Here is a 23,803-nt window from a genome sequence, read left to right on the forward strand (position 1 = left end):
GGCGGCGCTACCGGCGCCGCGCCGGCCAGGACGCGAGCATGACGGCGGCGAGGGCGCCCAGGGTGCCCAGCACCGTCGTCGTGGTGACCGTGGATCCGTCGGTGGGGGCCACCAGGTCCACCACGAGGGAGCCCAGGAGGTTGCCCGAGACCAGGCCGAGGGTGGCGGCGAAGACGCCCAGGCGCGGGACGACCATGGCGCCCACCCCGATGAACACGCACCCCAGCGGGCCGCCGAGGTAGAGCCGCCAGTCGTGCGGCAGCGCGGGCATGCCGTGGCCGGAGGCCAGGGCGATCCCGCCCCACACGACCCCGAGGAAGAGGACGCCGGCAGTGAAGTTGACCAGGGTCGCCGGGATGGCGGTGCCGTAGGCCGTGGTCTGACGGGCGTTGAACACCTGCTGCCCGGCGGTGGCCAGACCGGTCAGCAGGGGCAGCAGGGCCAGCAGCGCCCAGCCGGGCCCGCCGCCGGCCTCGCCGAGCGAGGGCCACACCACGAGGGCGACCGCGGCCAGGGCGAGCGCCGCCCCCGTGAGGCGCCGCGGCGTCAGGCGCTGCACCCCGGCGGGGCTGAGCCCGAACCGGTCCACGACCATTCCGCCGACCACCTGCCCGGTGACCACGGCGACCGTGAACACGGCCACGCCGAGGGGGCCGATCGTCGCGGACTGGGTGAGCACCAGGAGCCCGCCGATCACGCCCGCCACCGCGTACCACGGGCGCACGGACCCCGCGGCCAGGGCCGGGCGGATGCGGGCCAGGCCCCGGCGGCCCCGCGGCGTCAGCACGCTCACGAGCACCATGACGACCAGGCCCGCCGCGAAGGAGCACAGCGCGGCGAGGACGGGGTCGCCCGTCAGGTGGGCGAGGCGGGAGTTGATGCGGCCCTGCAGCGGCATCACGGAGCCGGCGGCCACCGCGAGAGCGAACAGCAGGGCGGTCGCCCGCGGGGAGGGGGCGTCCGGGCGGGCGGCGACGTCGGCCGGGCGGGGGCGGGAGCGTCCGCGCTCTGCGGACGGGGCAGAGGATGCGGGTGGCATCCCCCCGTTCTACACCCCTAGGCGGCCAGGCGCGCCTCGAGCCCGGCGCGCACCGCGGGCCACTCCTCGCGCACCACGCTGAAGTAGTCGACGTCGGCGATCGTGCCGTCCGCCGCCGGACGGAAGCGGCGCAGAGTGCCCTCGAACGTCGCCCCCAGACGGGCGATGGCGGCGTGCGAACGGGCGTTGCGGTGGTCGCAGCGCAGGGCCACCCGCTCCAGCGTCCATTCCTCGAACGCGTGCCCGAACAACAGCAGCTTGCAGCCGGGGTTCACGGAGGTGCCCCACACCCGACGGGCGTAGACCGTGTGCCCCACCTCCACCCGCAGCCCCGGCACCAGGTCATAGAGGCTCGTGCGCCCCACCAGCTCCCCGCCCTGCTCGACGGCGAACGCGAAGGTGCCCTCCCGCTCGATCAGCTCGGCGAGGTGCGCGGACATGGCCGCACCGTCCACCGGCAGGGGCGCGCTGTTCCCCGCCCACATGACCGCGTCGACGAGCTCGCGCAGGGCGGGGCCGTCGGTGGGTGAGAGGGGGCGCAGGGTGAGGTCCCCGCGGGTGAGGACGATCTCGTGCTTCATGCACCCATCCTGTCAGCGGACTCGGGGTGATCTCCCGGCACGACGAGACCGAGCGCCACGGACGAGGGCGTCGCCTCCGGCGCCCGGCCGGCTCAGAGCGTGGCGGAACGGCGGGCGGAGGCCCTCATGGCCGCGACCCGCTGCGCCACAGGGGCCTCCAGAGCGCCCGGCTGCAGGGCCGGGGCGAGATCGGCGGCCACCTCTCGGGCGACCCCCTCGAGGGCGGAGGCGTCCTGGGCGACCCAGGCGCGCAGCGTCAGGTGCTCCCGCATCCACGCCGTGAGCGTCTCCTCGGACTCCGGGGTGAGGGCGAAGCCCACCCCCGCCGCACCCGGGCTGGTGCGCTCCACATCCAGGCCGAGCTCGCCCGCCAGCAGGGCGGCGAACGCCTGGCGCAGCGGTGAGACGCCGGTACGACCGGACTGGAAGGCGGCGCGCACCTCGCGGCACTGCAGGCTCTCGTCGGCCACGTCGACGGCGAGGACATCACCGGCGGCGGGGGTGAGGCCCAGGGCGGCACGGGCTGACTCCTCGGCCACCACGGCCACGATGCCGGGCACTGCGGGGGCGGCGGTGAGGAACTCGGCGTACCGCATGCCCGGAGTGGCGGCGAGCACAGCGGCGGCCTCGGCGGTCAGGGACGGGGTGTCGACGGCGGTGATGGTCATGGATCCAGGGTGAATCGCGATTCACTGAGACGGGGAGCGATGTCCATATTCTGAGATTTGCAATCACATGGTGAGACCCACGCCGCCCGATGTGCAGTACGCTGGCCCCATGCAGATGCGCGCGCAGCAGTGGTGGACCGCCTGAGGGCGGCCCCGGTCATGCGCATCTGACACGACGAGCCGCTCGCCTGCCGGGCGGCTCGGCCATGAGCGGCTCCGGCGGGCCCCATCCCAGGAGGACCCCCGATGACCCACCGCAACCCCGAGGACAACGCCCTGAGAGGCGCCCCCGAGCCCCGCACCCTCGCCGAGGCCTGCGACCTCGTCACCACCCCGGACCTGGACGTCTCCGCGGACGGCATGTTCGGCCAGTACGGCGGCGCCCACCTGCCCCCGCAGCTGGCCGGCCCCATGGCCGAGGTTGCCCGCGCGTACGCCGAGGCGCGCACCGACCCCGAGTTCTACGCTGAATACCGACGCCTGCTGCGCGACGCCGTCGGGCGTCCCTCCCCCCTGACCCCGCTGGACCGCCTCTCCGACGAGCTCGGCGGCGCACGGATCGTGCTCAAGCGCGAGGACCTGAACCACACCGGCGCCCACAAGATCAACCACACGATCGGCGAGGCGCTGCTCGCCAAGCGCATGGGCAAGCGCAGCCTGATCGCGGAGACCGGCGCCGGCCAGCACGGCGTGGCCCTGGCGACGGCGGCCGCGATGGTCGGCCTCGACTGCGAGATCCACATGGGCGCGATCGACGTGGCCAAGCAGCACCCCAACGTGGTGCGCATGCGCCTGCTCGGCACGAAGGTGGTCTCGGTGGAGCGCGAGGGCCGCTCCCTGAAGGAGGCCGTGGACTCGGCGTTCGAGGTGTACGCGGCGGACCCGGAGAAGTACCTCTTCGCGATCGGCTCCGTGGTGGGCCCGCACCCGTTCCCCACGATGATCCGCGACTTCCAGTCCGTGGTCGGCCGCGAGGCCCGCGCCCAATTCCAGGAGCGGTTCGGGGCGCTGCCGAGCGCCGTCGTCGCCGCGGTGGGCGGCGGCTCCAACGCGATGGGCGCGTTCACCGCGTTCCTCGACGACGCCGACGTCGCGCTCGTGGGCGTCGAGCCCGGCGGCCGCTCCGCGACCAAGGGCGAGCACGCGATGACCATGACCCAGGGCCGCGACGGCGTCCTCCACGGCATGGCCACCCTCGTCCTCGCCGACGACGACGGCACCCCGGATCCCGTGCACTCGATCGCCTCGGGCCTGGACTACCCGGGCGTCGGCCCACAGCACGCCCACTTCGCGCGCGTCGGCCGTGTCCGGTACGTGGCCGAGGACGACGCGGCCGTGCTCGACGCGTTCCAGCGGCTCACGAGGCTCGAGGGCGTCATCCCCGCGCTCGAGTCCGCGCACGCCGTGGCGCACGCGATCCGCCTCGCCCCGCAGATGGGCCGGGACGAGCGGATCCTCGTCAACCTCTCCGGCCGCGGGGACAAGGACGTGGACTACGTGGCCGAGAAGCTCGGTCTCACGGGCGAGGCGGACGAGGTCGTGCGGTGAGCTGAGGCGGCGGCCCGGCGTCGCCCCCGGTCAGCGCGTAGCCTGGCACGCGTGATGACCCTGATGTGGGGCGCCGTCGCCGCGTCCTCCCTGCTCGTGGGCGCCGTCCTGGCGACCCTGCGCCGCTGGCACATGGGCACGATCGGACTCGTGCTCGCCTTCGGCGCCGGCGCCCTGATCGCGTCCGTGCCCTTCGAGCTCGCGGAGGCGGGCGTGCAGGCGGCCGGACCTGCCGCCGTCGGCATCGGGCTGACGCTCGGCGCGGCCGCCTACTTCCTCGGCGACCGCGCGGTGGAGCGCTCCGCCGCGAGGTCCGGGGGCTCGTCCTCGGGTGCGGCGCTGACCGTGGGCGCGCTGCTGGACGGCATCCCGGAACAGATCGTGCTGGGCATCGGGCTGGCCGCGGGCGAGGGCGTGTCCCTCGCGCTGCTCGTGGCGATCTTCATGTCCAACCTGCCCGAGTCCATCGCCGCCACGGCCGACTCCCTCGACGGCGGCAAGACGCGCCGCCACCTGCTGATCCAGTGGTCGCTCGTGACGGTGGTCTGCGCCCTGGCGACGTGGGGCGGCGGGCTGATCGCCGACGGCGCCTCCCCCGCCCTGACCGGCGGCATCCAGGGCTTCGCGGCCGGCGCCCTGCTGGTCATGCTGATCGACACGATGATCCCCGAGGCCCGCGAGAAGGGCGGGGAGAAGGCCGGGCTGCTCACCGTGGTCGGCTTCGCGCTCGGCGCGTTCCTGTCCCTGGTGGTGTGAGGGGCGAGACGGGACCGACTGCTTCCCGAGGGTTAGACGGCCCCGTTGATATAGACCGCGCCCGTCGCCGAAAATTTGTTGCAGCTGGCTGCGCGCCGGTCGCGCATGCGGGCAGTGGAGATGCCCGATGAACTTCAACGCGGGACAGCACGTAACGCCATGCGCCGAGCATTGGCCCAGGGCGTGGCAGTCCCCCGACTCGCACACAGCCTTGGCCTCGAGACAGCAGATTTGCTGCTGATGCCCACTCCGTGGAGCCACATCCAAGGCCTCGAGAACGCGTCACCACGCTCGGGGACGTCATGTCCGCGAGTCGACCCCGCCGAGGCGCCTCGCCCCTCGACGCGCTCTAGCGAATTGACCAGGGCAGGCAGGCGGCCTGAGTCCTACCCCGCCTCAGACCTAGAGCGCTAACGAAGTCCGCTCCCCAAGGAGCGGAGACCCGAGCTGAGACTGACGCCGTTGGACCCCTTGCCACCCATGCCGTCGCCGCCTCAACGAAGTCCGCTCCCCAAAGGAGCGGAGACCTTCCCGGAGTCGATGTGGAAGCGGAGGACGGACACGCCTCAACGAAGTCCGCTCCCCAAAGGAGCGGAGACCGGACGTCCTCCGTCGTGATGCTCCGCACCCGCGACCCGCCTCAACGAAGTCCGCTCCCCAAAGGAGCGGAGACCGGCCCCACCGGCGGGCTCCTCGTCGTCATCGGCGTGCCTCAACGAAGTCCGCTCCCCAAAGGAGCGGAGACCAGTGAACTTTCCGTCAACCTCCACTCGTGACGGGCCTCAACGAAGTCCGCTCCCCAAAGGAGCGGAGACCGTCGTAGTGGGGGGACCACGGGTCGGCGTGGGGGTTGCCTCAACGAAGTCCGCTCCCCAAAGGAGCGGAGACGGGGGCCGAGATGCCAGACGCCCTGGTAGTCCCGCCAGCCTCAACGAAGTCCGCTCCCCAAAGGAGCGGAGACCACGCGCCCACGGTGGGCGACGACGGCTCCACGCGGGCCTCAACGAAGTCCGCTCCCCAAAGGAGCGGAGACAAGCGGCTCGACGGCGGGGCACACCACGGGTTTGGCGCCTCAACGAAGTCCGCTCCCCAAAGGAGCGGAGACAGCCACTCCGCCGTGAGCACACCCACAGGCGGCTCCGGGCCTCAACGAAGTCCGCTCCCCAAAGGAGCGGAGACGTCGCGGATCGGTGGGGCACGCGCGGCGCTCACACGCCTCAACGAAGTCCGCTCCCCAAAGGAGCGGAGACGCGTATGGGGCGCAGTGCGTGGACCCGGCGCTGCAGCCTCAACGAAGTCCGCTCCCCAAAGGAGCGGAGACAGCACCTCAGATTACAGCCCTTTGACATGGGCAGACGCGACCTTCGGCGAGCCCTGGGCTCAAGAGGCATCCGTGAAGCGCCCTGCTTATCGGCCTCGGCCCATAAACCGTGGGCTGACAAGCCCTTTTCTGATGCGACGGCTCGCCGGATTCCGGACATCGACGGAGCCCTCGCGAAGGTCCCTGGGTCGCTTCAGATGATGATGGGTGTCAAGGGCCATTGAGTTCTGCCCATAGGCGGCCAGTGTTTCTTCCCGCTGGTGGCCATCAGAACTGCCCACTGGTGGCCAGCTGGTTTGCCCGTTTGGGTGGTGGTGCTGGCCACCGTGATGGGATCAGTTCAGTGGCATGACTCCCTTCCCGGCCATTGCCTGGGTCATCCGTACGGAGTCTCCGGTGGTCTGGCACACGTGGGCGTGGTGCAGGAGCCGGTCCACGGTGGCGGTGGCCAGGGTCTTGGGCATCAGCTCGTCGAAGCCGGCCGGGTGCAGGTTCGAGCTGATCGCTACGGAGCGTTTCTCGTAGGCGGCGTCCACGATGCGGTAGAGGCCCTCGGCGGCATCGTCGGCGACCGGCAGCAGGCCGATGTCGTCGATGACGATCAGGTCGGCGCGCAGGATTCGGGCGACGGCTTTGGTGATGGTGTCATCGGGCCGGTGGGCCCGGATCATCGCCCCGAGGTCCTCCAGGGTGAACCAGGCCACCCGCTTGCCCTCCTCCACGGCCTGCTGGCCCAGGGCCTCGAGGAAGAAGGTCTTGCCGGTGCCGGAGGGCCCGCAGACCACGAGGTTCTCTCTGCGCGAGAGCCATTCCAGGGTGCGCAGGGACTGCTGGGTCGGGGCCGGGATCGAGGAGGCGCCCGGATCCCAGGTCGTGAAGGTCTTGCCGGTGGGGAACCCGGCGGCCTTGCGCCGGGCGGCGAGCATGGATCGGGCCCGACCGGTGGTCTCCTCGACCAGCAGGGCCTTGAGGACCTCGGCCGGCTCCCAGCGTTGGGCCCGGGCGGTGGCCAGTACCTCGGCGGCGATACCGCGGGCGTGGGGCATCTTCAGCTGCCGCAACAGCGCCTCCAAATCGGCCGGCAGCGCCGGTGCGGCGGTGTTCGGGGTGTGGATGCTCACCGGGCTGCCCCCTCGGTGTTGGAGGTACCGAGGCCGGCCCAGCCGGCGGTGCCCTGGGTCAGGGACCGTTCCTCGGTGGCGGTGTGCATCCCGGTGCGGTGGCCGGCGGCGGTGAGCAGGGAGGCCAGGTCGCCGTGGGCGAAGCGCTGGTGCACCGCGGCCACCCCGAGGGCGCGGTCGACCTGGTCGGTGCCGGCGAGCTTGGCCAGGGTGACGGCCTCGGCCATCTTCTGACCGATCCGGCTGGTGCCGGCCGCGGCGGCCTCCACCAGCCAGGTCCTCGCTCCGGCCCCGATGGCCAGGAACTCGGCCTCCGCCGCCGAACGGGGCACCGGGGTGTAGTCCCCGGGCACCTTGTCCGTCTCGTGGCCGGGGAAGTGCGCGTCGTCGATGGCCGGGGACCCGGGCCGGGCCACCCGGTGCCGGGCGACCTCCACCGGCCCCTGCGCACCGGCGTGCATGATCACCACCATCGAGTCCGGTCCGGTGCCGTGATGGCGCACGAACACCTCGGCCCCGAGCAGGTGCGCGGGCACCGAGTACTGGGCGTTTTCGAAGGAGACCATCGGCGTGTTCTCCGGCACCTTCCGTCCCACCCCGTAGGCCACGGTGTGCGCCGTGGCGGGGATCCGATGCAACGCGCTGGTCTCCTCGGCGAGCATGTGGTCCGGGCGGCGCCGGGTCACCCGGTGCTCCCGGGAGTTCACCATGGCCATGAACCCCGCGCAGGCGGCCTCGAGCTCAGCGAACGAGGCGTACTGGTCCCGCAGGTTGGTGTCCTTCGGGACCAGGTCGGCCTTGGCCAGCTTCACCGCGTTCTCCACCCCGCCCTTGGCGGCCGGATCCGCTGGCTGGCAGGTCAGCACCTCCACGCCGTAATGCCGAGCGAACGCCACGGTGGCCTGGTTACGCACCGGCACCCCGGCCACATGAGAGACCGTCACTGTCTTCTCGTTATCCGTCAGCACATAGGTCGGCGCGCCCCCGATCAGCCGGAAGCACCGGTCCAGGGCGGCGAACACACTCGGAGCCGTCCTATCACGCAGGGCGATGACGATCCGGTAGCGGGACCAGGCCAGCCAGGCCACGAACAGCACCGTCTTGGCCCCGTCGATCGCCGGCCCATCGCCGAAGTCGTACTGCAGCCATGCGCCCGGCTCGGTGATCCAGGGCCGGTGCACCCGGCGCTTCCCGGCCCGCCAGGCGGCCTTCACCTCGGCCACCGCCCGCCGGGTGGAGCGCTCAGAGCCGGTGTAGCCCATTGCGGTGAGCTTGGCGTGCACGACATCGGCGCGGATCCTGCCCGTGGAGGCCTCGACCCATTCCTCGATCTTGGGCAGCCAGACATCGGTGACCTTCGGGCGGCTGGCTCCGGATCCAGGGGTCTGGCCGGCGTCGCGGGCCCGCACCAGCCGGGCCACGGTGTGATGGGAGCAACCGGCCAGCTCGGCGGCGCCCCGCAATGACTTGGTCAGGTCATAGGCACTGAGTATTTTCATGGTTTCTGCGGCATCCTTCATTCAGGGCCTCTTCCTCGCTGGATTCGATTCGACACCGATATCCAACCCGGGGAGGAGGCCCCCGCCGGCTCACGACGCGGCGGGCAACGAGCAACGCGGGCAAACCAGATGGCCAGCACCGGGCAGTTCCCGTGGCCATCACTGGGCAGTCCTCATGGCCGTCAGCGGGTCATTCCCTGGCCACCTATGGGCAGCTTTTCATGGCCGCTTACAGATGGGCCCATCCACAGTGATCTCGCGTGATCGACCCAGAAAGCTGAACTGCTCTGCGCCAAGCGTGGCCGTCAGGCCGAGGTCGCAGACCAGCACGCTGTCCTCGCCCGGATCCAGCACCGCTTCGAGGGCTGCCTGGAGGGAGACGAACTGGGCGGGCAAGGCATCCACCACGAAGACCGAATATTGGACTCGATCTCCGTACCCTTCGAGGACGCGGGCCGCCCGGGATCTGCGGCGGTCGTCAGGAATGTCATAGGCGATGAGCCGCCTCCGGAGACGATCCCGGGCACTCAACGGACTCGCACCCCCTTGTAGACCTCCTGCGAGCCGTCCAGGACGCCGAGGAACATCCTCGCCTGAACCTCTATCGCGCGGCGCCACGTCACTCTGTATCCGAAGACGGGGTGCTTGAACTCCGTCCCGAGACGCCGTTCCACCGCCGCGATCACTTTGCGCCGGCCGGTCTGGGTGAGCCGCGCGCCGCCGAGCACATGAGTGAAAGACAGTCGCCCCAACTCGCCATTGTTGAACGCGGCCAGGATGGCGGAATCGACCACGGGCGGACGGAACTCCTCCATCAGGTCCAGCGCCAGGGCCGGCTTGTTCCGTCCGCTGGAGTGCAGCACCCCGGCATGCGGGTCCAGGCCGCAGGCTAGGACCGCACGGATCACCTCGGACAGGAGCATCCCATACCCGTAGTTCAAGGCGATGTTCAATGGGTCGGTGGCCCCTCGCCCGACCCGACCGGGGAAGGACTCAGCCACGCCCGCGTCCACACCTGGCGCCAGCAGCCCCGGGAATCCTGCGAAATACTCTGCGGCGGCCCGGCCCTCGATTCCAAACAACTGGCCGGTGGACGTCGCCGTGCTCGCCTGTCGCGTCGCCGATCGAAGACGCTTGACCACAGCTGGCATGCCTCCGAAACGCCGGAGGATCGTGGCCTGGTTCGCGACCTTGGCCACCACGAACTCGCGAGCGATGTCCACTCGGCCTTCGGCCGATGCCGCGAACTGACGGAAGCGTGCGCCGCCATTCGGCGGCTTGACTCCATTGGTCCACCCGACGACGCGCCCCGCCCCCGTGCACCAGACACAGGGAAGGCCTCGCCACATCAGCTCCCGCAGCAACGCTCCTGAGAGGTCGACGTTGCCGTGCACCACGACGGCCAACACCCGCTCCAAAGGGATGCTGGCCAGCCGCTCATCGCCCTTCACCACCGTGATCCGCCCGGCCGACATGCTCGCTCGACTCCCCGGCACAGTGAGGTGCAGGGTCTCGCCGGCAGGGTCCGGCGGGACGATTCGGGACAGCACTTCTTCTTCCTGCCGTTCCTCAGGGAGACAGACGGAGGCGTGGGAGCACCGCATGCACCTCGGGTCGCCCAGTAACGGTGCCGGAGCGGTCTCCCCGTTGACCACGGACCGAGCCGATGCCACTGCATCACGGGCGGCCTTTCGGTCCGCAGCCGAGATCTCGACCGGGACTCGCCGATGATGGGTGGTGAAGTACACCTCGGCGTCCTCCACCGTGTTCCCCTGGGATTCGAGCGCCATCGTCTGCAGTACCAGCTGCAGACGATTGGCGTCGTTGATTCGGACAGCTCGCTTCACCGGGGTGGCTTTGTGCTCGACGACGCGAAGACGCCCCGACGGGAGTCGCTCGACCCGGTCGACTCGCCCGTGGAGGCCGAGAGACGGGTCGCGCACGTCGATGCCGCGCATCGTCTGAGCCTCACGTGTGGTGGGCACGTCCACCCGCGCATGGTCCGCCACTCCCTGCTGGATCTGCGCCACCTTCGGCGCTTTCTCGTCCATGGCCTCGAGCCATGCCCGACGCGGGCAGAAACTCCAGTGCGCGACCAGACTGATTGGCAGCGAGTCAGCATACGGCTCCCCGTGTCGTGCTCAGTCATCTCAGCGCCCTCGCCGCGAGAGTGCGCCGCTCCGGGGCTGACGCACTGCCGGTGACGTTCACGGGGAAGCTCAGGATCTGAGCGAACCCCCACTCCTCCAGGATCGCCTGAGCCGCCGTCGTCTCGGCTGAGCCCAAGCTGGGCCCTGTCGCGTCTTCCCCCGCCACGAGCAGGTATCGCGAGCGCAAGGCGGCCTGCATCCGCGCCACCGTCACCCAGGATGTCGGCACCGGCATCAACAGCCGCGCCAACGACTCCCTGCGGGCTGGGATATGAGCGGACGAAACGGACCGCCCGTGGCTGTCCGCCCAGACGGGCAAGGCCGCGAGCGCCCACAGCCCCACCCAGGCCCGCGCGGCATCCACCGGCCCCAGGGGGGCCATGCCCGTCGCCGTGCGGGAATCCGGCTTGTTCTTGCCCGGTTCGTCCTCCACCGTGGTCCCGAGAAGGCCCGAGGTCACTGCCTCCACCGCTCGGCCGGCCACAGCCCTTCCCGTGGGGAGGAGCGAATGCGCGATGAACTCCATGCCCTTGTTCCTGGTGCGCATCTCCCAGGCGGCCGCGCCATGGTCCGGCCGGAACAACTTGCTCGTCCTGTGCCACCAGGCCCGCTCCCCCAAGCCCACCACGAGAGCCGAGTCGAGCCCGCGCAATGGCCGCGCCACCTCTATGCGATCGTGCAGCAGGTCGACCCACCCGTGCTCGGACGCCGGCATCTTGGTCCGGGCCGAGAACAACGATCCGGCCACTGCGTCCGTGGAGCACAGCCAGCCCCTCGGGTCTTGGACATGCCGGGTCGCATGCCGGTGGATGAGGCCGCCAAGGGCCGCGGCATCAAGCCCTGCCCCACACAACTGCGGTCGAGAGTCCGGCTCGTCGGTCCACCGCAGCCGCACGGCACCGGCTCCCAGTTCCTCCTCCACGATCATCGCGGCGCCGAGCAGCGCCGTATGGGACAGCAGCACGTCCCACGTGCCTGCCAGCGTCACGGGCTCAGTCGTGCGGGCCATGTTCATCGTCCTTCCTTGGAGATCGTCACGTCGGCGGCTCGCAGTACCGCCTCGAGCCAGGCCACAGCCCATAGCCCCCACGTCTGCTCCACGGACAGGACCAGTGCGTCCCAGACTCCGACGTCGAACAGTTCCTCCGCGGCCATGCGGACGTGAGGGGCTGCCTCCGGGTGGACAAGACTCTCCGCCCCCATCAGGAACGTGCCGCGCCCATGCCCGTGGCTCGTTCCCACCAGACGCACGGCCAAGGCATCCGCCCCGTCCGCATGCGCGCGGAGCATCGCGGCGGACAGTTGCTCGTGCCGCCAGCCAGCGGGGAGGAACCGTGACTGACGGAAAGGCAGGGCGCTCAGCAGACTCTTCGCCATCGGCTCGTCCACGCCAGCCACACCCTGGGTCAACCAGGCTTGGTAACGCTCGTCGCTCTTGCCGTTGTCGTGGTGTGCCCCCGCCACGGTCAACGTCCGCTTCAGACTCTCCGGCAGGCCGAGAATTTGGGCGAACTCGCCGGCCCGGTCTGCCACGTCCCTCTGGTGATCGGCGAGGGACACAGGGCTGCGCCCGGTTGTCGCAGACAGCTGGGCGTCGTCAGGATCGGCCGCGTCCAGCAGCTCGAACACCACCCATGCCGCCTGCTGCGGCGAGTCGGGAGCCCGGCCACCCACGTGGACCTTCACGTCGAATCGCGCGGCCAGATCCGGGTCCGCCCACTGGCCGAGATAAGCGGTGAGCCACGCGGACTGTCCCCGATCATCCAGCGCATCCAGCACGCTGGGGAGGGTCAGCGGAATGTCCGCCTCCTGCAGGCCCGCGCAGACCTCCAACAGGGAACATCGAAGGTAGTCCTGCACGCCAGGCGAGGTGACGCCGGTCATGAACACCACCCTGCGCCGACTGGCCTTTACCGGCTCGAGCGAGAGCATCGTTCCGTCCGGAGACCGCGGGTCGAGGACGTCGCCGACAGGCTCCCGGCCATCCTCAACCAGGACGTGATGATGTGTGGCAGCCCAGTCGTGAGGGACGCAGACGACATCTCCCGGGACGATCCCGTGACCCGAGGCATCCGGATCCACGAGGGTCCACTGGCGTCCACGACGGACGAACGCGGGCGTCACCCGCCCGCGGCGGCCCCCGGCGAGCAGCAGGCGTAGCCGGGAGAGCGTGACCGGATAGGCCTCATGCGGCTGAGGTGGGGCAGTCGTCAGCAACGCCGCGGACTCCGCCTGGTCCAGCCCTGACCAGTCCTCTCCAGCGTCTTCGCCGAGACGGGGAAGCCGGCGGCCCACGACGACAACGTCCGTTTCCGCGTCCAGTGAGTCCCTCAGCCACAGCGTCAAGTCCGGTTCGACGGCCAGTGCCTCGGACGTGCGGCTGAACAGGGCCGCGCGCGCGGCTTCGATCTCGCTGAGGACGGGCCTGGCCGGGGTGGAGGACGGGGCCGGGTGCTCCAGGAGAGCAGCGGGACTCACCCCCTTCGGATCCTCTGCGCGGTCCCGGAGCCACTCGAGCGCGTCGGTGATGTCCTGCACTTCGTAAGGGGCCGCCGTCTTTGCCGTGGGATCGGCGGACGGGCAGAGCACATGCACGGGCGCGGACTCCCGGGCCCCGGTGCGGTTGAGTCGGCCTGCCCGTTGCGCGAGCGCCGATCCCGACGCGATGTCCGTGATGAGGAACCCGAAGTCCAGGTCGAGGCCGACTTCGATCGCCTGGGTCGCCACGTAGACATCCGGGGTCCGGGATCGTTCGAGGGCCTGCTCCCAGCGGCGGCGCGGCCCCACGACGAGCGCGACATCCAGGCCGCCATTGAGACCGAGGAGGGCACGGTGCACGGCCAGGGCCGACGCGACGCGGTTCATGACGACCCCCACGGGGGTGTGTCCCGCCTGCACGGCGTCCGCCGCCATGCGGGCGATCTCCTGCGCTCCCTGCGTCGTTTCCCGCGCTGTGCCCCCAACGAGCCAGGGGCCGTCCAGGTGCAGATGGACTGGCTTCGGACGATCCAGACGGCGCAGGAGCGCCTCCCCCACGGCACCCGTGCGGATGTCCGAAAGCTCGACGCCGATAGAAGTCTGGGCCGGCGCGAGTCCCGCCGGAGTGGCCGTCGTCTCGACGACCTGCAGTACTGGCACGTGAGCGGCGAGAGGTGACTCACCGGCGAGCGACGCGACACGACGAGCCGTGGTGAGCAGCTGCCGGTTGAGATGGGCCTCGTCCAGGATCAGCACGGAGTCGTATGCGATCAGCCCCGCCTCGCGGGGACGCATTCCTGCGGTGGAGCCATAGCCACGGAACAGGAGCCGACTGCCGGCCATGTCCGGCGTTGCACAGATCACCTGGCAGGAGACCGGGTCGTCCTGCCATCCGCGCTCCGGCGCGATCCCGCCGCGGAGCGTTGTCACCGAGCCCGGTTGCCCGGCCGGCGAGATGCGCCTCAGGACAGCCGCGACCCGGCTCAATGGCGCATCGCCCGGGACGTCTGTGGTCTCGGCAAGTTGGCCGAACACGGCCTCGGCCCGGGAGGCCATGTCGTCAACGAGCGCTCGGCGCCCCACCACGTGCCAGAGGCGGCGAGGGGCCCGGGCCCCATCCCACCCGGGCGAGTGGGTCATGGCCACTGCGAAGACGTGCACCTCCAGGACGCTCGATTTACCGGCGCCTGTGGGAGCAACGACGGCGTCAGGCCAGCGCCCCGTTGTCACGACCTGCCTCAGCAGAGCACGTTGCCAGTCGTAGGGCTCACGGCCCTGGTTCACGGCGGCGAAGAACTCGTCGAACTCATCGATGTCGACGGTCAAGGCCGCCTTGTCATTGACGTTCATGACCGCTCCTGGGTCGATCCGGGAATGTCCGTGGGCACCAGCAGTCCGCAGCCCAGATGACGGCTCTGACCGAGCGCGAGGATGGCCCGGTCAGGCACGGCGGTGCTGAGAGTGAGCGTGAGGCGGAACGGCTCGATGGGGCTGCGGCGGTCCGTACGGTGGACGTACGCCGTCGGCGTGAGCGTGCGGAACGCCCTGCCCCGAAGCTGCGCTCCGCTCTCCACGACCGCTGCGTGTCGAGCAACAGGGTCCTTCGTCGTGAACGCCGGTTCGAGGTCGCGGAGCACATTGCCCAGAGACCATGCGGCAGCCAGGTCGACGTCCCGGATCGGGGGCTTCGACTTGAGCCGTCGTTCTACGACCACGGCCGGCTGGGCGTCCCACGTCCGCACCGCACCCTCGGGCGGGGCCTTCCAGAATTGCGCCCCGTCATACACCTCGATCTCCTCGGGGGCGACGGTCAGCTGGTGCTCTGAGGTGACGACACGGCGGACGCCGGCCACGGCTGATGCCAGCATCCCCAGGGCGGGCCCGGGCATCCCTCGCGGCACGAGGACGAGGAATCGATCCCGTCCGTCCGAGAACGGCAGGGCCGGAAGGTCCCCCGGCACCAGGTGGAGTGCGACACGGTTGGCCGGTGGGGCATCGGACGGCGCATAACGGCCGGTGATCTCCGGCGGGGCGTCGGGTCCCAGGCGCGACACGAGCGCGCGGTGCAGGGCGACGCAGACACTCACGTACCGCTCTTCAGGGACAGTGGAGTTGGCCCCGATGACGGGGACCGCCAGCACCTGGGTCCAGGGAACGTCAGGTTCGTGTTGCTCGACCGACGCGAAGATCCCGCTCCGGAGGTGGTCGCGCGGCGGCAGGGCGGCATGCGGCACCGCCGACGTCGTGTGCTTGTCGCCGCTAGCCGAGGGCTTCCGCCCCAGCGTCGTTGCCGCGTGAGCACGGTCGAGCTCTGCCCTCCGTCCGGGATTCGGCATCGCCTGCCGCACCGCACCGGGGACCGCACGCAGACTTGCATTCCGGTCACATCGATGCGTGGGCGCCGGAAGGCCCTCCCCCTCGTGCACCGTCAGACGTACGGGCGACGACGCCTCTCCGAGATGGGGCACGTCCGCGCAGAGTTGTTCCAGAGTTGAGCAGACCTGTGTGTCCGTCCCGCTGGGCCCGTCATCCCAGACCCACTGCACGGGGCCGCCGAGCGCAGTTCCGTCCGAGACAGGCCGGCCGGTCACTTTGTAGTTGGTCTTGCCGACCTCCTTGAGGAAGACCCCCTCCTTCCGGTACGCGAAGCGTCGCACGCCAGGTGCCACGGGCGTGTGACCAGGCAGGACCAACGCATCCGGCGGATGCTCCTCGAGCCAGTCCAGGGCGGCCAACGACTCTGCCGTGAACGGAGCCTCAGGATCCCCCGTCGAAAGAGTCCCCGCAGCGGCCGCCTGCACGAGGGCCGAGAAGAGCCTCGCGACATCAGGGAATCGCTCTGCGCCGCCGTCCGACCCGTGGCCCGTGTAGACGCCCAGCGGGAAGTCCGCGCTGATGACGAGTCCGCCCACGGTCACACCTCGGCGTCGTCGGTGCTGGCGGCGCCCAGGATCGCCGGGTCGCCCACCAGTTGGATGGTCTGCCCGTTCCACTCGACACCGGCGACCGACTCCGCATGCGCCAGCGCCGCTTCGAACACCTGGACGGCCACCTCGTCCGTGATGGGGGCGAGCGCCCGGGACTTGCCGTACCGGAGGTCGAGGGTCACGGTCGGCTCATCGGATTCGACCAGATGGCAGTTCGCACGCAGATGCAGCTCGCGGTCCGAGAGGGCCATGCCGAGCAGGGCGTAGGCCGCGAGCAGGGCGCGGCACGCCACGTCCTGCTCCGTCGTGCCGCCGAAGCGGAGCTGACGGAGCGCGGAAAAGGACAGGAGGCGTCGTCGCATGATGGAACGGCACGCGACACCGCCCAGTTCGCCGAGGACCGGCGGGATGTGGCCCAGGCCGAGCGTGGACATGGACGATCCGGTCTCCCCCTTCTTCTTGGCCTCGGCGAGCACCTTGTCCTGCAGTTTGGCACTCAGTTCACCCGCCTGCGCCTTGACCAGTGCCTCAACGTCCTTGGCCGATGGCTTGACGCTCGCCGCGACGGGGTCCACACGGCCAGCTGCGCGCCGATTGGTCCGCGGCGCCCCGCCCTCCTGGTCCTGGTCGGCCAGAACGCCGATGATCTCACCCGTCATGCAGGACTGGTAGCGGCCCTGATGCGACTTCCGAGTGGAGTCCCATGCGCCGAGGACCAAGGCCGTCGGTGCGGCGTCCAGCAGAGCCCGGGCGTCGAGCTTCGTGGCGTCTCGCAGTGCACGGTAGGCCTCGGTCTGCGTCACGGGAGCACCGTCAAGGGTGGCCGCCCGAATGTGTCCGTCGAACGCACGATGAGGCAGGGAGAGATCCGACTCGACAGCCTCTCCGTAACGCACCTCGATGGTCGGCACCTTGCGCAGCGCCTCTCCCTCCGGTGTCCCCTGATCCCGCCGAGCGGAGATGATGGCGTCCTCGTCCCGGTTGGAGACCGACTGCTTGCTGTCCACGACGACGGTCCACACCGGTCGCGGCTGGCCGGCCTCGTCGAGTTCCATCCGACGCTCGTAGGCGTAGGTGGGCTCACCCCGGCCCTCGATCACCTTGGCCGGCGCGATCACCGCCCCGGGGCCGCCGGCGGGCTGGAGCGGGGTCTCCGACAGGAGTGAGGTGCTCCCCCCGGGAGCACACGCGGCGAGGAGGTCCTCGAGGGACAGGGTGTCGAAGTCAGACATGACGCGGCCTTTCGTCCTGGTCTCGGGGCCGCCCCATTCGATCGGGCGCTGCCCCCGCTTAACGTGTCCGCCTCCCGCGCGAAGATCGAGTGGTCGGAAGCCTCGGTGAGGCATAACACAGATTCTGGCAGAGCGGGCGCACAGGGTCAATAATGGAACCCTCTTAGCAAGTTCTCATTCACATACCTAATATCAGCTAGTAGGGGTACATCTTCTGGCCCGCCCACCCCGCGCGCCATGGGGACGCCTCCCCAGCACGCGCGTCCTCACGTAGGGTCGTCTTCGTCGCGCAGAGTCACCCACCCCCTTCGTTGAGGCTAGGTCTGTGCCTGAGAACTGCGCCCAGACGCACACCACGCGGGATCTCCGCGTCTTCGCTGAGCCGGCTCCGCGCGACACCGCCGGGCTCCATCAGGTGATTCCGCACAAGGCTGTGGAGCCTGCAGCCCCACCCCACAGACAAGGTGACGGTCGTGGTCGCTTCCGGTGTCCGGAGGCGACCACGACCGTCACCTTGTCTATCGCGGGGTACACGCCCCGCCTGACAGGCCTCACCTCACGGCGTCGGCATGCCGCCGGTCACCGGAATGGTCGCGCCCACCACATAGGAGGACTCCGGCGAGGCCAGGAACACGTAGGCCGGGGCCAGCTCGGTGGGCTGCCCGGCGCGGCCCAGCGGAGTGGACTGGCCGAACTCGGGCAGGGCCTCCGGCTTCTGGCCGCCGGAGGGCTGCAGCGGGGTCCAGATCGGACCGGGCGCGACGGCGTTCACGCGGATGCCCTTCGGGGCCAGCTGCTGGCCCAGGGCCTTCGTGAAGGTGTTGATGGCGGCCTTGGTGGCGGAGTAGTCCACCAGCTGCTCCGGGGCCATGTAGGCGACCACGGAGGTGGTGTTGATGATCGTGGAGCCCGGCTTCAGGTGCGGCAGGGCGGCCTTGACCAGGCGGAACTGGGCCAGGATGTTGATGTCGAAGGTGGCCTCGAGCTGCTCGTCGTCGATGTCCTCGATCGAGTCCTGCGCCACCTGCTTGCCGCCGTTGTTCACCAGCACGTCCAGCCCGCCGAGCTTCTCGACCGCCTGGGCCACGAGGTCGGCGCAGAACGTCTTGTCGCGCAGGTCGCCGGGGATCCCGACGGCGGTGCGCCCCTCCGCCTGCAGGACCTCGAGGACGTGCTGGGCGTCCTTCTCCTCCTCGGGCAGGTAGGTGATCACGACGTCGGCGCCCTCGCGCGCGAACGCGATCGCGGTGGCCGCGCCGATGCCGGAGTCACCGCCGGTGATGAGCGCCTTGCGGCCCTCGAGACGGCCGGTGCCGCGGTAGGACTTCTCACCCAGGTCGGCCTTCGGCGTCATCTCCGCGTCCAGGCCGGTGCCGGGCAGCGTCTCCTCCGGCGGGCTGATCACGGGGTAGCGCTTCGTGGGGTCCTGCAGGGTGAGCTGGTCGGTGGTGGTGGTGTTCGCGTCGTCGTGCGCCACGGGGTGCTCCTCATGGTCTCGGGGCGACGCGCGGTCTGCGCGCCGTCCTCCGAGCGTAGGGAGCAACCCCCCAGCAGAGCCACGGCTGACCGCCGGGCCACCGGACGTGCCCCACCCGCTCCCCTGGATGACGAGCCCTGCGATATGGCCCCTAAACCACGCGTTTAGGGGCCATATCGCAGGGCTCGTCGCGGGGCACCGGGGCCGGGCGTCACAGCCCGCCGTGCACGAACTCCCCGCCCACGGCGGTGGCGACGACGTCGATCGCCGCGATCTGATCGCTCGGCACCGCGCGCGGGTCCTCGCTGAGCACCGTGAAGTCCGCGAGCTGGCCCGCGACGAGCCGTCCCTTGCGGCCGCCCCAGCCGGTCGCCTCCGCGGAGCCGACCGTATAGGCGTGCAGGGCTTCGGCCACCGTGAGCCGCTCCGCGTCCGGGCCGTACTGCTCGCCGGTCTCGGTGCGGCGCAGCACGAAGTCCTGGATGACCTCCAGCGGGCGGCCGCCGGCCACGGGCCGGTCCGAGCTGCCGGGCAGCACCAGGCCCGCGCGCAGCAGCCGCCCGGCCGGGTACGAGAGCGCGGCCCGCTCCGGCCCGATCCGCTCCCGCACCGACCCGCCGAACGCGCTGATGAAGTTCGGCTGGGTGGCCATCACGACCTCCAGCTCGGCCATGCGGGCCACCTGGTCGTCGCGGACCACCCCGCCGTGCTCCACGCGGTGCGGCATCACGGGCCGCCCGAACCGGCCCCGCGCCTCGGCGATCACGTCGAGGGCGAAGTCGAGGGCGGCGTCGCCGATCGCGTGCAGGGCCAGCGCCCAGCCGGCGGCCGCCGCACCGAGGCACGCTCGGCGCATCTCCCCCGCGTCCTGCTGTAGGTAGCCGCGGCCGTGGCCGTGGCCGCAGTAGTCCTCGGTCATCGCGGCGGTCTGTCCGAGCATCGACCCGTCCGTGAACACCTTCGCCGGCCCGATCTGCAGCCACTCGTCGCCCACGCCCGTGCGCACGCCGGCGTCGAGGGTGAGGTGCGTGCCGTCGTCGGGATGGCCGTCCACCGGGTGCAGCGCGTCCAGGGTGACCATCGTCTGGAAGCGGGTGCGCAGCAGCCCCGCGTCCCGGGCGCGCTGATACGCGCCGAACTCGAGCGGGCTGTGCCCGATCCACCCGCCGGCCACCCCCGCATCCGTCACCGAGGTGATGCCCTCGGCCGCGTACTCCTGCGAGGCCCGCGCCAGGCACGCGCCGATGTGCTCGTGGGACTCCGGCTGCAGCAGCCGGGTCACCAGGCTCATGGCGGTCTCCTCCAACAGGCCGGTGGGCCGGCCGGCGGCGTCCGTGAGGATCCGCCCGCCCTCGGGCTGCTGCAGCACCTGCTCCCCCACGCCGGCCAGGACCAGCACCGCCCCGGACACCGTGACGGCGTGGCCCGTGTTGTGGCGGATGAGCACCGGGCGCCCGGAGGCGGCGGCGTCGAGGCCGTCCCGGTCCGGCTGGGGGCCGGTGAGGTGGCCGGGGTCGAAGCCGGTGCACGTCACCCAGGCGCCAGGGTCGAGCTCGGCGGCGCGGGCGCAGACCCGGCGGTGGACCTCCTCCGCGGTGCGCGCGCCCTCGAGGTCCACGTCCAGCCGGGACTGGCCGAACCAGACGCTGTGCGCGTGGGCGTCGTTGAACCCGGCGAGGACGGTGCGCCCCCGCGCGTCGAGACGTTCGCGCGTCGCGAGGCCGTCCAGCTGCTCGTCCACCCCGACGACGACGCCCCGCCACACCCCCAGCCGCGAGGCCGACGGGCGGGCGGGGTCGCCGGTGATGAGGCGGGCGTTCTCCACGATCAGGTCGAGCTGCATGGGGGCGGGTCTCCTGGGGTGGGGCGGCGGGGACTGGTTCGCGAGCGTAGCCGGGACGCGGGTCAGGGTGAGGTCTCGGCGGCGCTCACTTTCAGGGCCGAATACGACTCTCCCGGGCCCCAGAGCCCCCGGGAGAGTCGTATTCGGCCCACAAAGTGCGGAGGGCGCGGGTCAGGCGGTCGGCCCGCCGCCCGCGGCGGTCATCGCGCGTTCCAGGTCGGCCAGCAGCTCGGCGGTGGGCTCCACGCCCACGGACAGACGCACGAAACCGTCCGGGACGTCGTCGCCCCAGCGGGCGCGGCGCTCGGCCGCCGTGTGCGTGCCGCCGAAGCTGGTCTGCGGCACCACGTACTGCGCCGCGGCGATGAACCGCTCGGCCGCCGCCGCGTCCGCGAACCGCAGCCCGACGAGGCCGCCCGCCGCCGTCATCTGACGCGCCACGACCTCCGCGTCCGGGTGGTCCGCCAGCCCCGGGTAGACCACGGCGCGCACCGCTGGGTGGCCCGCGGCCAGCTCCGCGACCGCCTGCGCCGAGGCGCACATCCGGGCGAAGCGGACCTCGAGGGTCTCGAGACCGCGGTGGATGAGCCAGGCCTCGTGGGTGCCCAGGATCCCGCCGGCCAGGGTCCGCCAGCCGCGCACCCGCGCCATCACCTGCGGGTCCCGGCTGGCCACGTGCCCGCCGAGGGCGTCCGTGTGCCCGTTGACGGCCTTCGTGTCCGAGGCCACGACCACGTCCGCCCCCAGCTCCAGCGGGCGCTGCCCCAGGGGGGTCAGCAGCGTGTTGTCCACCACCACGAGGGCCCCCGCGCCGTCCCGGCGGCCGTTCGCGTGGGCGCGGGCGGCGACGTCCGCCAGGTCCGCCACGCGCAGCCCCGGGTTGGAGGGGGTCTCCACGAGCACCAGGTCGTAGCCGCTCAGGTCCGCATGGGCGAGCCCCTGGGTGGCGACCAGGTCCACGTGCACGCCTCGGGGCGTGAGGTGCTCGGCGGCGAGGGCGCGGGTGGGCCCGTAGCCGTCCGCGGGCAGGAGGGCGCGGTCCCCCGGGTGCAGCAGGGGCAGCAGGACGGCGGCGATCGCGGCCATGCCGGAGGGGACCACGGCGACGTCGGCGTCCTCCAGCGCGCCCAGGGCGGCCTCGAGCGCGGACCAGGTGGGCGTGGCCCAGCGCGCGTACTGGAAAGGCACGTCCGCGCCGGGGGCGGTGGGGGCGCCGTCCGGGTCCGCGCCGGGCAGGTGGAACGCGCTCGCGTGGACCAGCGGCGGGGAGATGGACTCCCCCGGGGCCATCCCGTGGGCGCGGTGGTGCAGGACGGTGCCGAAGGCGGGCGGCGGCGGGGCGGCGGACATGGCCCCGAGCGTAGTCCCGACCCCGGACGCGGCAGCGCGCCCCCTCCCTAGACTGGCGGACATGACCTCCGGCCCTCCCTCCCCCGCCCTGCCCGCCGGGCCCGCCGCCCACCTGCGCGGCGAGCACCTGACCGTCTCGCTCGGCGGGCACCGCGTGCTCACGGACGCCACGGTGCGGATCAACGCCGGCTCGCGGCTCGGGATCGTGGGTGAGAACGGGCGCGGCAAGACCACGCTGCTCCACGTGCTCACGGGCCGGATCACGCCCGACGTCGGCCGCGTGACGCGGGCGGGCACGCTCGCGTTCGTCCCGCAGGCGCTGCGGGCGCGGGCCGACGGGCGCTCCCGCACGGTGGGCGACCTGGTCCGCGACGCCCTCACGGGCCCGCACGCCGCACTCGAGGCCCTGGACGCCGCCGCGGCCGCCCTGGCCGAGGCCCCCGACGACGCCGGCGCCGGACACCGGTACTCCACCGCGCTGGAGCGGGCCCACCTCTACGACGCCTGGGACGCCGGCCGGCGCGTGGACATGGACCTCGAGGGGCTGCACGCGTGCACGGACCGCGAGCGCCCCCTCACATCGCTCTCGGTCGGCCAGCGCCACCGGGTGCGCCTGGCCGTCACCCTCGGCTCCCGTCCGGACCTGCTGCTGCTGGACGAGCCGACCAACCACCTGGACGACGTCGCCCTGGACTTCCTCACCCGCCGGCTGGTGGAGCACCCGGGCGGGGTCGCCGTCGTCAGCCACGACCGCGCCCTGCTGCGCGCCGTGTGCACCGACATCGTGGACCTGGATCCCAGCCAGGACGGGCGGCCGCGGCGGTACTCCGGCGGGTACGCCGGCTGGGCGAAGGGGCGCCGCCGCGCCCGGGCCGCCTGGGAGCAGGAGTACGCCGAGCAGAACGCCGAGCGCGAGCGGCTGGAGCTGGCCGTGGAGGACGCGCGGGAGCAGATGCAGGGCTCGTGGCGGCCCCCGAAGGGCACCGGCAAGCACCAGCGCTCGAGCCGGTCGGCGGGGATCGTGCAGATGTTCAACCGGCGCTTCGACGAGCTGGAGGCGCACCGGATCACCGTGCCCGAGCCGCCCCTGCGCCTGGACTGGCCGTTCGCGGACATGCCCGACGGCGACCCGCGGGACGGCGCGGACGCGGCGGCGGGCACGGCGGGCGGGCCGGGCACGGCGGGCGACGACGTCCTGCTCACCGCGGACGCCGTGCGCGTGGCCGGGCGGCTCGAGCAGCCGATGGGCGCGGCCCTCGTGCCGGGCGGCCGCGTGCTGGTGACGGGCCCGAACGGGGCCGGGAAGTCCACGCTGCTGCGCGTGCTCGCCGGGGACCTGGAGCCCACGAGCGGCTTGGTGACCGTGGGCGCCGACGTGCGCGTGCGCCTCGTGGCGCAGGAGACCCCCGCGTGGGACGAGGAGCGCACCGCCGCCGCCGTGTTCGAGGAGCACGTGCGCCGCGTCGGCGCGGACGAGGCCGGCGTCGACGACCTGGGCCGTCCCCTGCCGGCCCCCACGCTGCCCTCGCTCGGGCTGCTCACCGCCGAGGCCGCGGACACCCCGGTCGGACGCCTGTCCCAGGGGCAGCAGGCCCGTCTGCACCTGGCGATGGTGCTCATCGAGCGCCCCCACGTGCTGCTGCTGGACGAGCCGACGAACCACCTCTCCCCCGCGCTCGTGGACGAGATGACCGAGGCCCTGCAGGTCACGGAGCAGGCCGTCGTCGTGGTGACCCACGACCGGCAGATGCTCGCCGACCTCGCCGACTGGCCGCGCGTCGAGCTGCGGACCGACGCCGCGGCGGTGTGAGGC

General features: G+C 71.7%; 17 protein-coding genes and 1 CRISPR repeat array. Of the genes, 3 read left to right on the top strand and 14 right to left on the bottom strand.

What is annotated here, in order from left to right; genetic code table 11:
* Positions 1-7: 7 nt before the first annotated feature.
* From AC3RJ9_RS10735 to AC3RJ9_RS10745, 3 genes are all read right to left on the bottom strand, one after another.
* Entirely contained in the window at positions 8-1,039 is a 1,032-nt protein-coding gene (locus AC3RJ9_RS10735; protein WP_082067598.1) for a DMT family transporter, read from the bottom strand.
* Between the two features lie 17 nt (positions 1,040-1,056).
* On the bottom strand, positions 1,057-1,620 hold the full coding sequence (locus AC3RJ9_RS10740) for a GNAT family N-acetyltransferase (RefSeq protein ID WP_044659345.1): 564 nt from the start codon (positions 1,618-1,620) through the stop codon (positions 1,057-1,059).
* A 92-nt stretch (positions 1,621-1,712) separates the two neighbouring features.
* Entirely contained in the window at positions 1,713-2,288 is a 576-nt protein-coding gene (locus AC3RJ9_RS10745) for a hypothetical protein (RefSeq protein WP_069941221.1), read from the bottom strand.
* A gap of 246 nt (positions 2,289-2,534) precedes the next feature.
* On the opposite strand from AC3RJ9_RS10745, the gene trpB reads away from it, so the two are divergent.
* Both trpB and AC3RJ9_RS10755 read left to right on the top strand, forming a co-directional pair.
* Positions 2,535-3,836, top strand: a complete 1,302-nt coding sequence (gene trpB / locus AC3RJ9_RS10750) for a tryptophan synthase subunit beta (RefSeq protein WP_199727643.1) — start codon at positions 2,535-2,537, stop codon at positions 3,834-3,836.
* Between the two features lie 54 nt (positions 3,837-3,890).
* Positions 3,891-4,592, top strand: coding sequence for a ZIP family metal transporter (locus AC3RJ9_RS10755; RefSeq protein WP_165381391.1), 702 nt, complete (start codon positions 3,891-3,893; stop codon positions 4,590-4,592).
* Between the two features lie 491 nt (positions 4,593-5,083).
* A CRISPR array of direct repeats spans positions 5,084-5,913; the repeat unit is 36 nt; unit sequence GCCTCAACGAAGTCCGCTCCCCAAAGGAGCGGAGAC.
* Positions 5,914-6,248: 335 nt separating this feature from the next.
* Here AC3RJ9_RS10755 and istB read toward each other — a convergent pair.
* The 11 genes from istB to AC3RJ9_RS10810 all read right to left on the bottom strand — a co-directional run bounded on the left by istB (position 6,249) and on the right by AC3RJ9_RS10810 (position 21,990).
* A complete protein-coding gene (istB, locus tag AC3RJ9_RS10760; protein ID WP_010078636.1) occupies positions 6,249-7,034 on the bottom strand; it encodes an IS21-like element helper ATPase IstB in 786 nt (261 codons plus the stop codon).
* Positions 7,031-8,554, bottom strand: a complete 1,524-nt coding sequence (locus AC3RJ9_RS10765) for an IS21-like element ISMlu14 family transposase (protein ID WP_031943827.1) — start codon at positions 8,552-8,554, stop codon at positions 7,031-7,033. Before AC3RJ9_RS10765 ends, istB begins: the two co-directional genes overlap by 4 nt.
* Positions 8,555-8,752: 198 nt before the next feature.
* Positions 8,753-9,151, bottom strand: coding sequence for a CRISPR-associated endonuclease Cas2 (gene cas2 / locus AC3RJ9_RS10770; protein WP_489727663.1), 399 nt, complete (start codon positions 9,149-9,151; stop codon positions 8,753-8,755).
* On the bottom strand, positions 9,061-10,644 hold the full coding sequence (gene cas1 / locus AC3RJ9_RS10775) for a CRISPR-associated endonuclease Cas1 (RefSeq protein ID WP_313958679.1): 1,584 nt from the start codon (positions 10,642-10,644) through the stop codon (positions 9,061-9,063). The genes cas2 and cas1 overlap by 91 nt, the downstream gene beginning before the upstream one ends.
* 34 nt (positions 10,645-10,678) lie before the next feature.
* Entirely contained in the window at positions 10,679-11,692 is a 1,014-nt protein-coding gene (locus AC3RJ9_RS10780; RefSeq protein WP_123244421.1) for a hypothetical protein, read from the bottom strand.
* A gap of 2 nt (positions 11,693-11,694) precedes the next feature.
* The gene (cas3g, locus tag AC3RJ9_RS10785; RefSeq protein ID WP_123244420.1) at positions 11,695-14,511 is read right to left on the bottom strand and encodes a type I-G CRISPR-associated helicase/endonuclease Cas3g; all 2,817 of its coding nucleotides are present in this window, start codon (positions 14,509-14,511) and stop codon (positions 11,695-11,697) included.
* Positions 14,508-16,073: a type I-G CRISPR-associated protein Csb2 gene (gene csb2, locus AC3RJ9_RS10790; RefSeq protein WP_158604225.1), complete on the bottom strand. Its 1,566-nt coding sequence runs from the start codon at positions 16,071-16,073 to the stop codon at positions 14,508-14,510. Before csb2 ends, cas3g begins: the two co-directional genes overlap by 4 nt.
* Positions 16,074-16,075: 2 nt before the next feature.
* Entirely contained in the window at positions 16,076-17,320 is a 1,245-nt protein-coding gene (cas7g, locus tag AC3RJ9_RS10795) for a type I-G CRISPR-associated RAMP protein Csb1/Cas7g (protein ID WP_123244418.1), read from the bottom strand.
* A gap of 556 nt (positions 17,321-17,876) precedes the next feature.
* Complete coding sequence (locus AC3RJ9_RS10800; RefSeq protein ID WP_101967771.1) at positions 17,877-18,797, bottom strand: SDR family oxidoreductase; 921 nt, start codon at positions 18,795-18,797, stop codon at positions 17,877-17,879.
* Positions 18,798-19,008: 211 nt separating this feature from the next.
* Complete coding sequence (locus AC3RJ9_RS10805) at positions 19,009-20,640, bottom strand: amidohydrolase (protein ID WP_123244417.1); 1,632 nt, start codon at positions 20,638-20,640, stop codon at positions 19,009-19,011.
* Positions 20,641-20,811: 171 nt separating this feature from the next.
* A complete protein-coding gene (locus AC3RJ9_RS10810; protein WP_020627041.1) occupies positions 20,812-21,990 on the bottom strand; it encodes a cystathionine gamma-lyase in 1,179 nt (392 codons plus the stop codon).
* Between the two features lie 61 nt (positions 21,991-22,051).
* Here AC3RJ9_RS10810 and AC3RJ9_RS10815 point away from each other — a divergent pair, with 61 nt between their 5' ends.
* Complete coding sequence (locus AC3RJ9_RS10815; protein ID WP_036315586.1) at positions 22,052-23,800, top strand: ABC-F family ATP-binding cassette domain-containing protein; 1,749 nt, start codon at positions 22,052-22,054, stop codon at positions 23,798-23,800.
* Positions 23,801-23,803: the final 3 nt, after the last annotated feature.

Source organism: Micrococcus sp. 63XJN7_6_ISO-PGPR-S23-444, from assembly GCF_058072765.1.

Bases quoted from the DNA above. Each gene is read 5' to 3' on its own strand.
- AC3RJ9_RS10735 (WP_082067598.1), bottom strand. From the start codon at position 1,039: ATGCCACCCGCATCCTCTGCCCCGTCCGCAGAGCGCGGACGCTCCCGC.
- AC3RJ9_RS10740 (WP_044659345.1), bottom strand. From the start codon at position 1,620: ATGAAGCACGAGATCGTCCTCACCCGCGGGGACCTCACCCTGCGCCCC.
- AC3RJ9_RS10745 (WP_069941221.1), bottom strand. From the start codon at position 2,288: ATGACCATCACCGCCGTCGACACCCCGTCCCTGACCGCCGAGGCCGCC.
- trpB (WP_199727643.1), top strand. From the start codon at position 2,535: ATGACCCACCGCAACCCCGAGGACAACGCCCTGAGAGGCGCCCCCGAG.
- AC3RJ9_RS10755 (WP_165381391.1), top strand. From the start codon at position 3,891: ATGACCCTGATGTGGGGCGCCGTCGCCGCGTCCTCCCTGCTCGTGGGC.
- AC3RJ9_RS10765 (WP_031943827.1), bottom strand. From the start codon at position 8,554: ATGAAGGATGCCGCAGAAACCATGAAAATACTCAGTGCCTATGACCTG.
- AC3RJ9_RS10780 (WP_123244421.1), bottom strand. From the start codon at position 11,692: ATGGCCCGCACGACTGAGCCCGTGACGCTGGCAGGCACGTGGGACGTG.
- cas3g (WP_123244420.1), bottom strand. From the start codon at position 14,511: ATGAACGTCAATGACAAGGCGGCCTTGACCGTCGACATCGATGAGTTC.
- cas7g (WP_123244418.1), bottom strand. From the start codon at position 17,320: ATGTCTGACTTCGACACCCTGTCCCTCGAGGACCTCCTCGCCGCGTGT.
- AC3RJ9_RS10805 (WP_123244417.1), bottom strand. From the start codon at position 20,640: ATGCAGCTCGACCTGATCGTGGAGAACGCCCGCCTCATCACCGGCGAC.
- AC3RJ9_RS10810 (WP_020627041.1), bottom strand. From the start codon at position 21,990: ATGTCCGCCGCCCCGCCGCCGCCCGCCTTCGGCACCGTCCTGCACCAC.
- AC3RJ9_RS10815 (WP_036315586.1), top strand. From the start codon at position 22,052: ATGACCTCCGGCCCTCCCTCCCCCGCCCTGCCCGCCGGGCCCGCCGCC.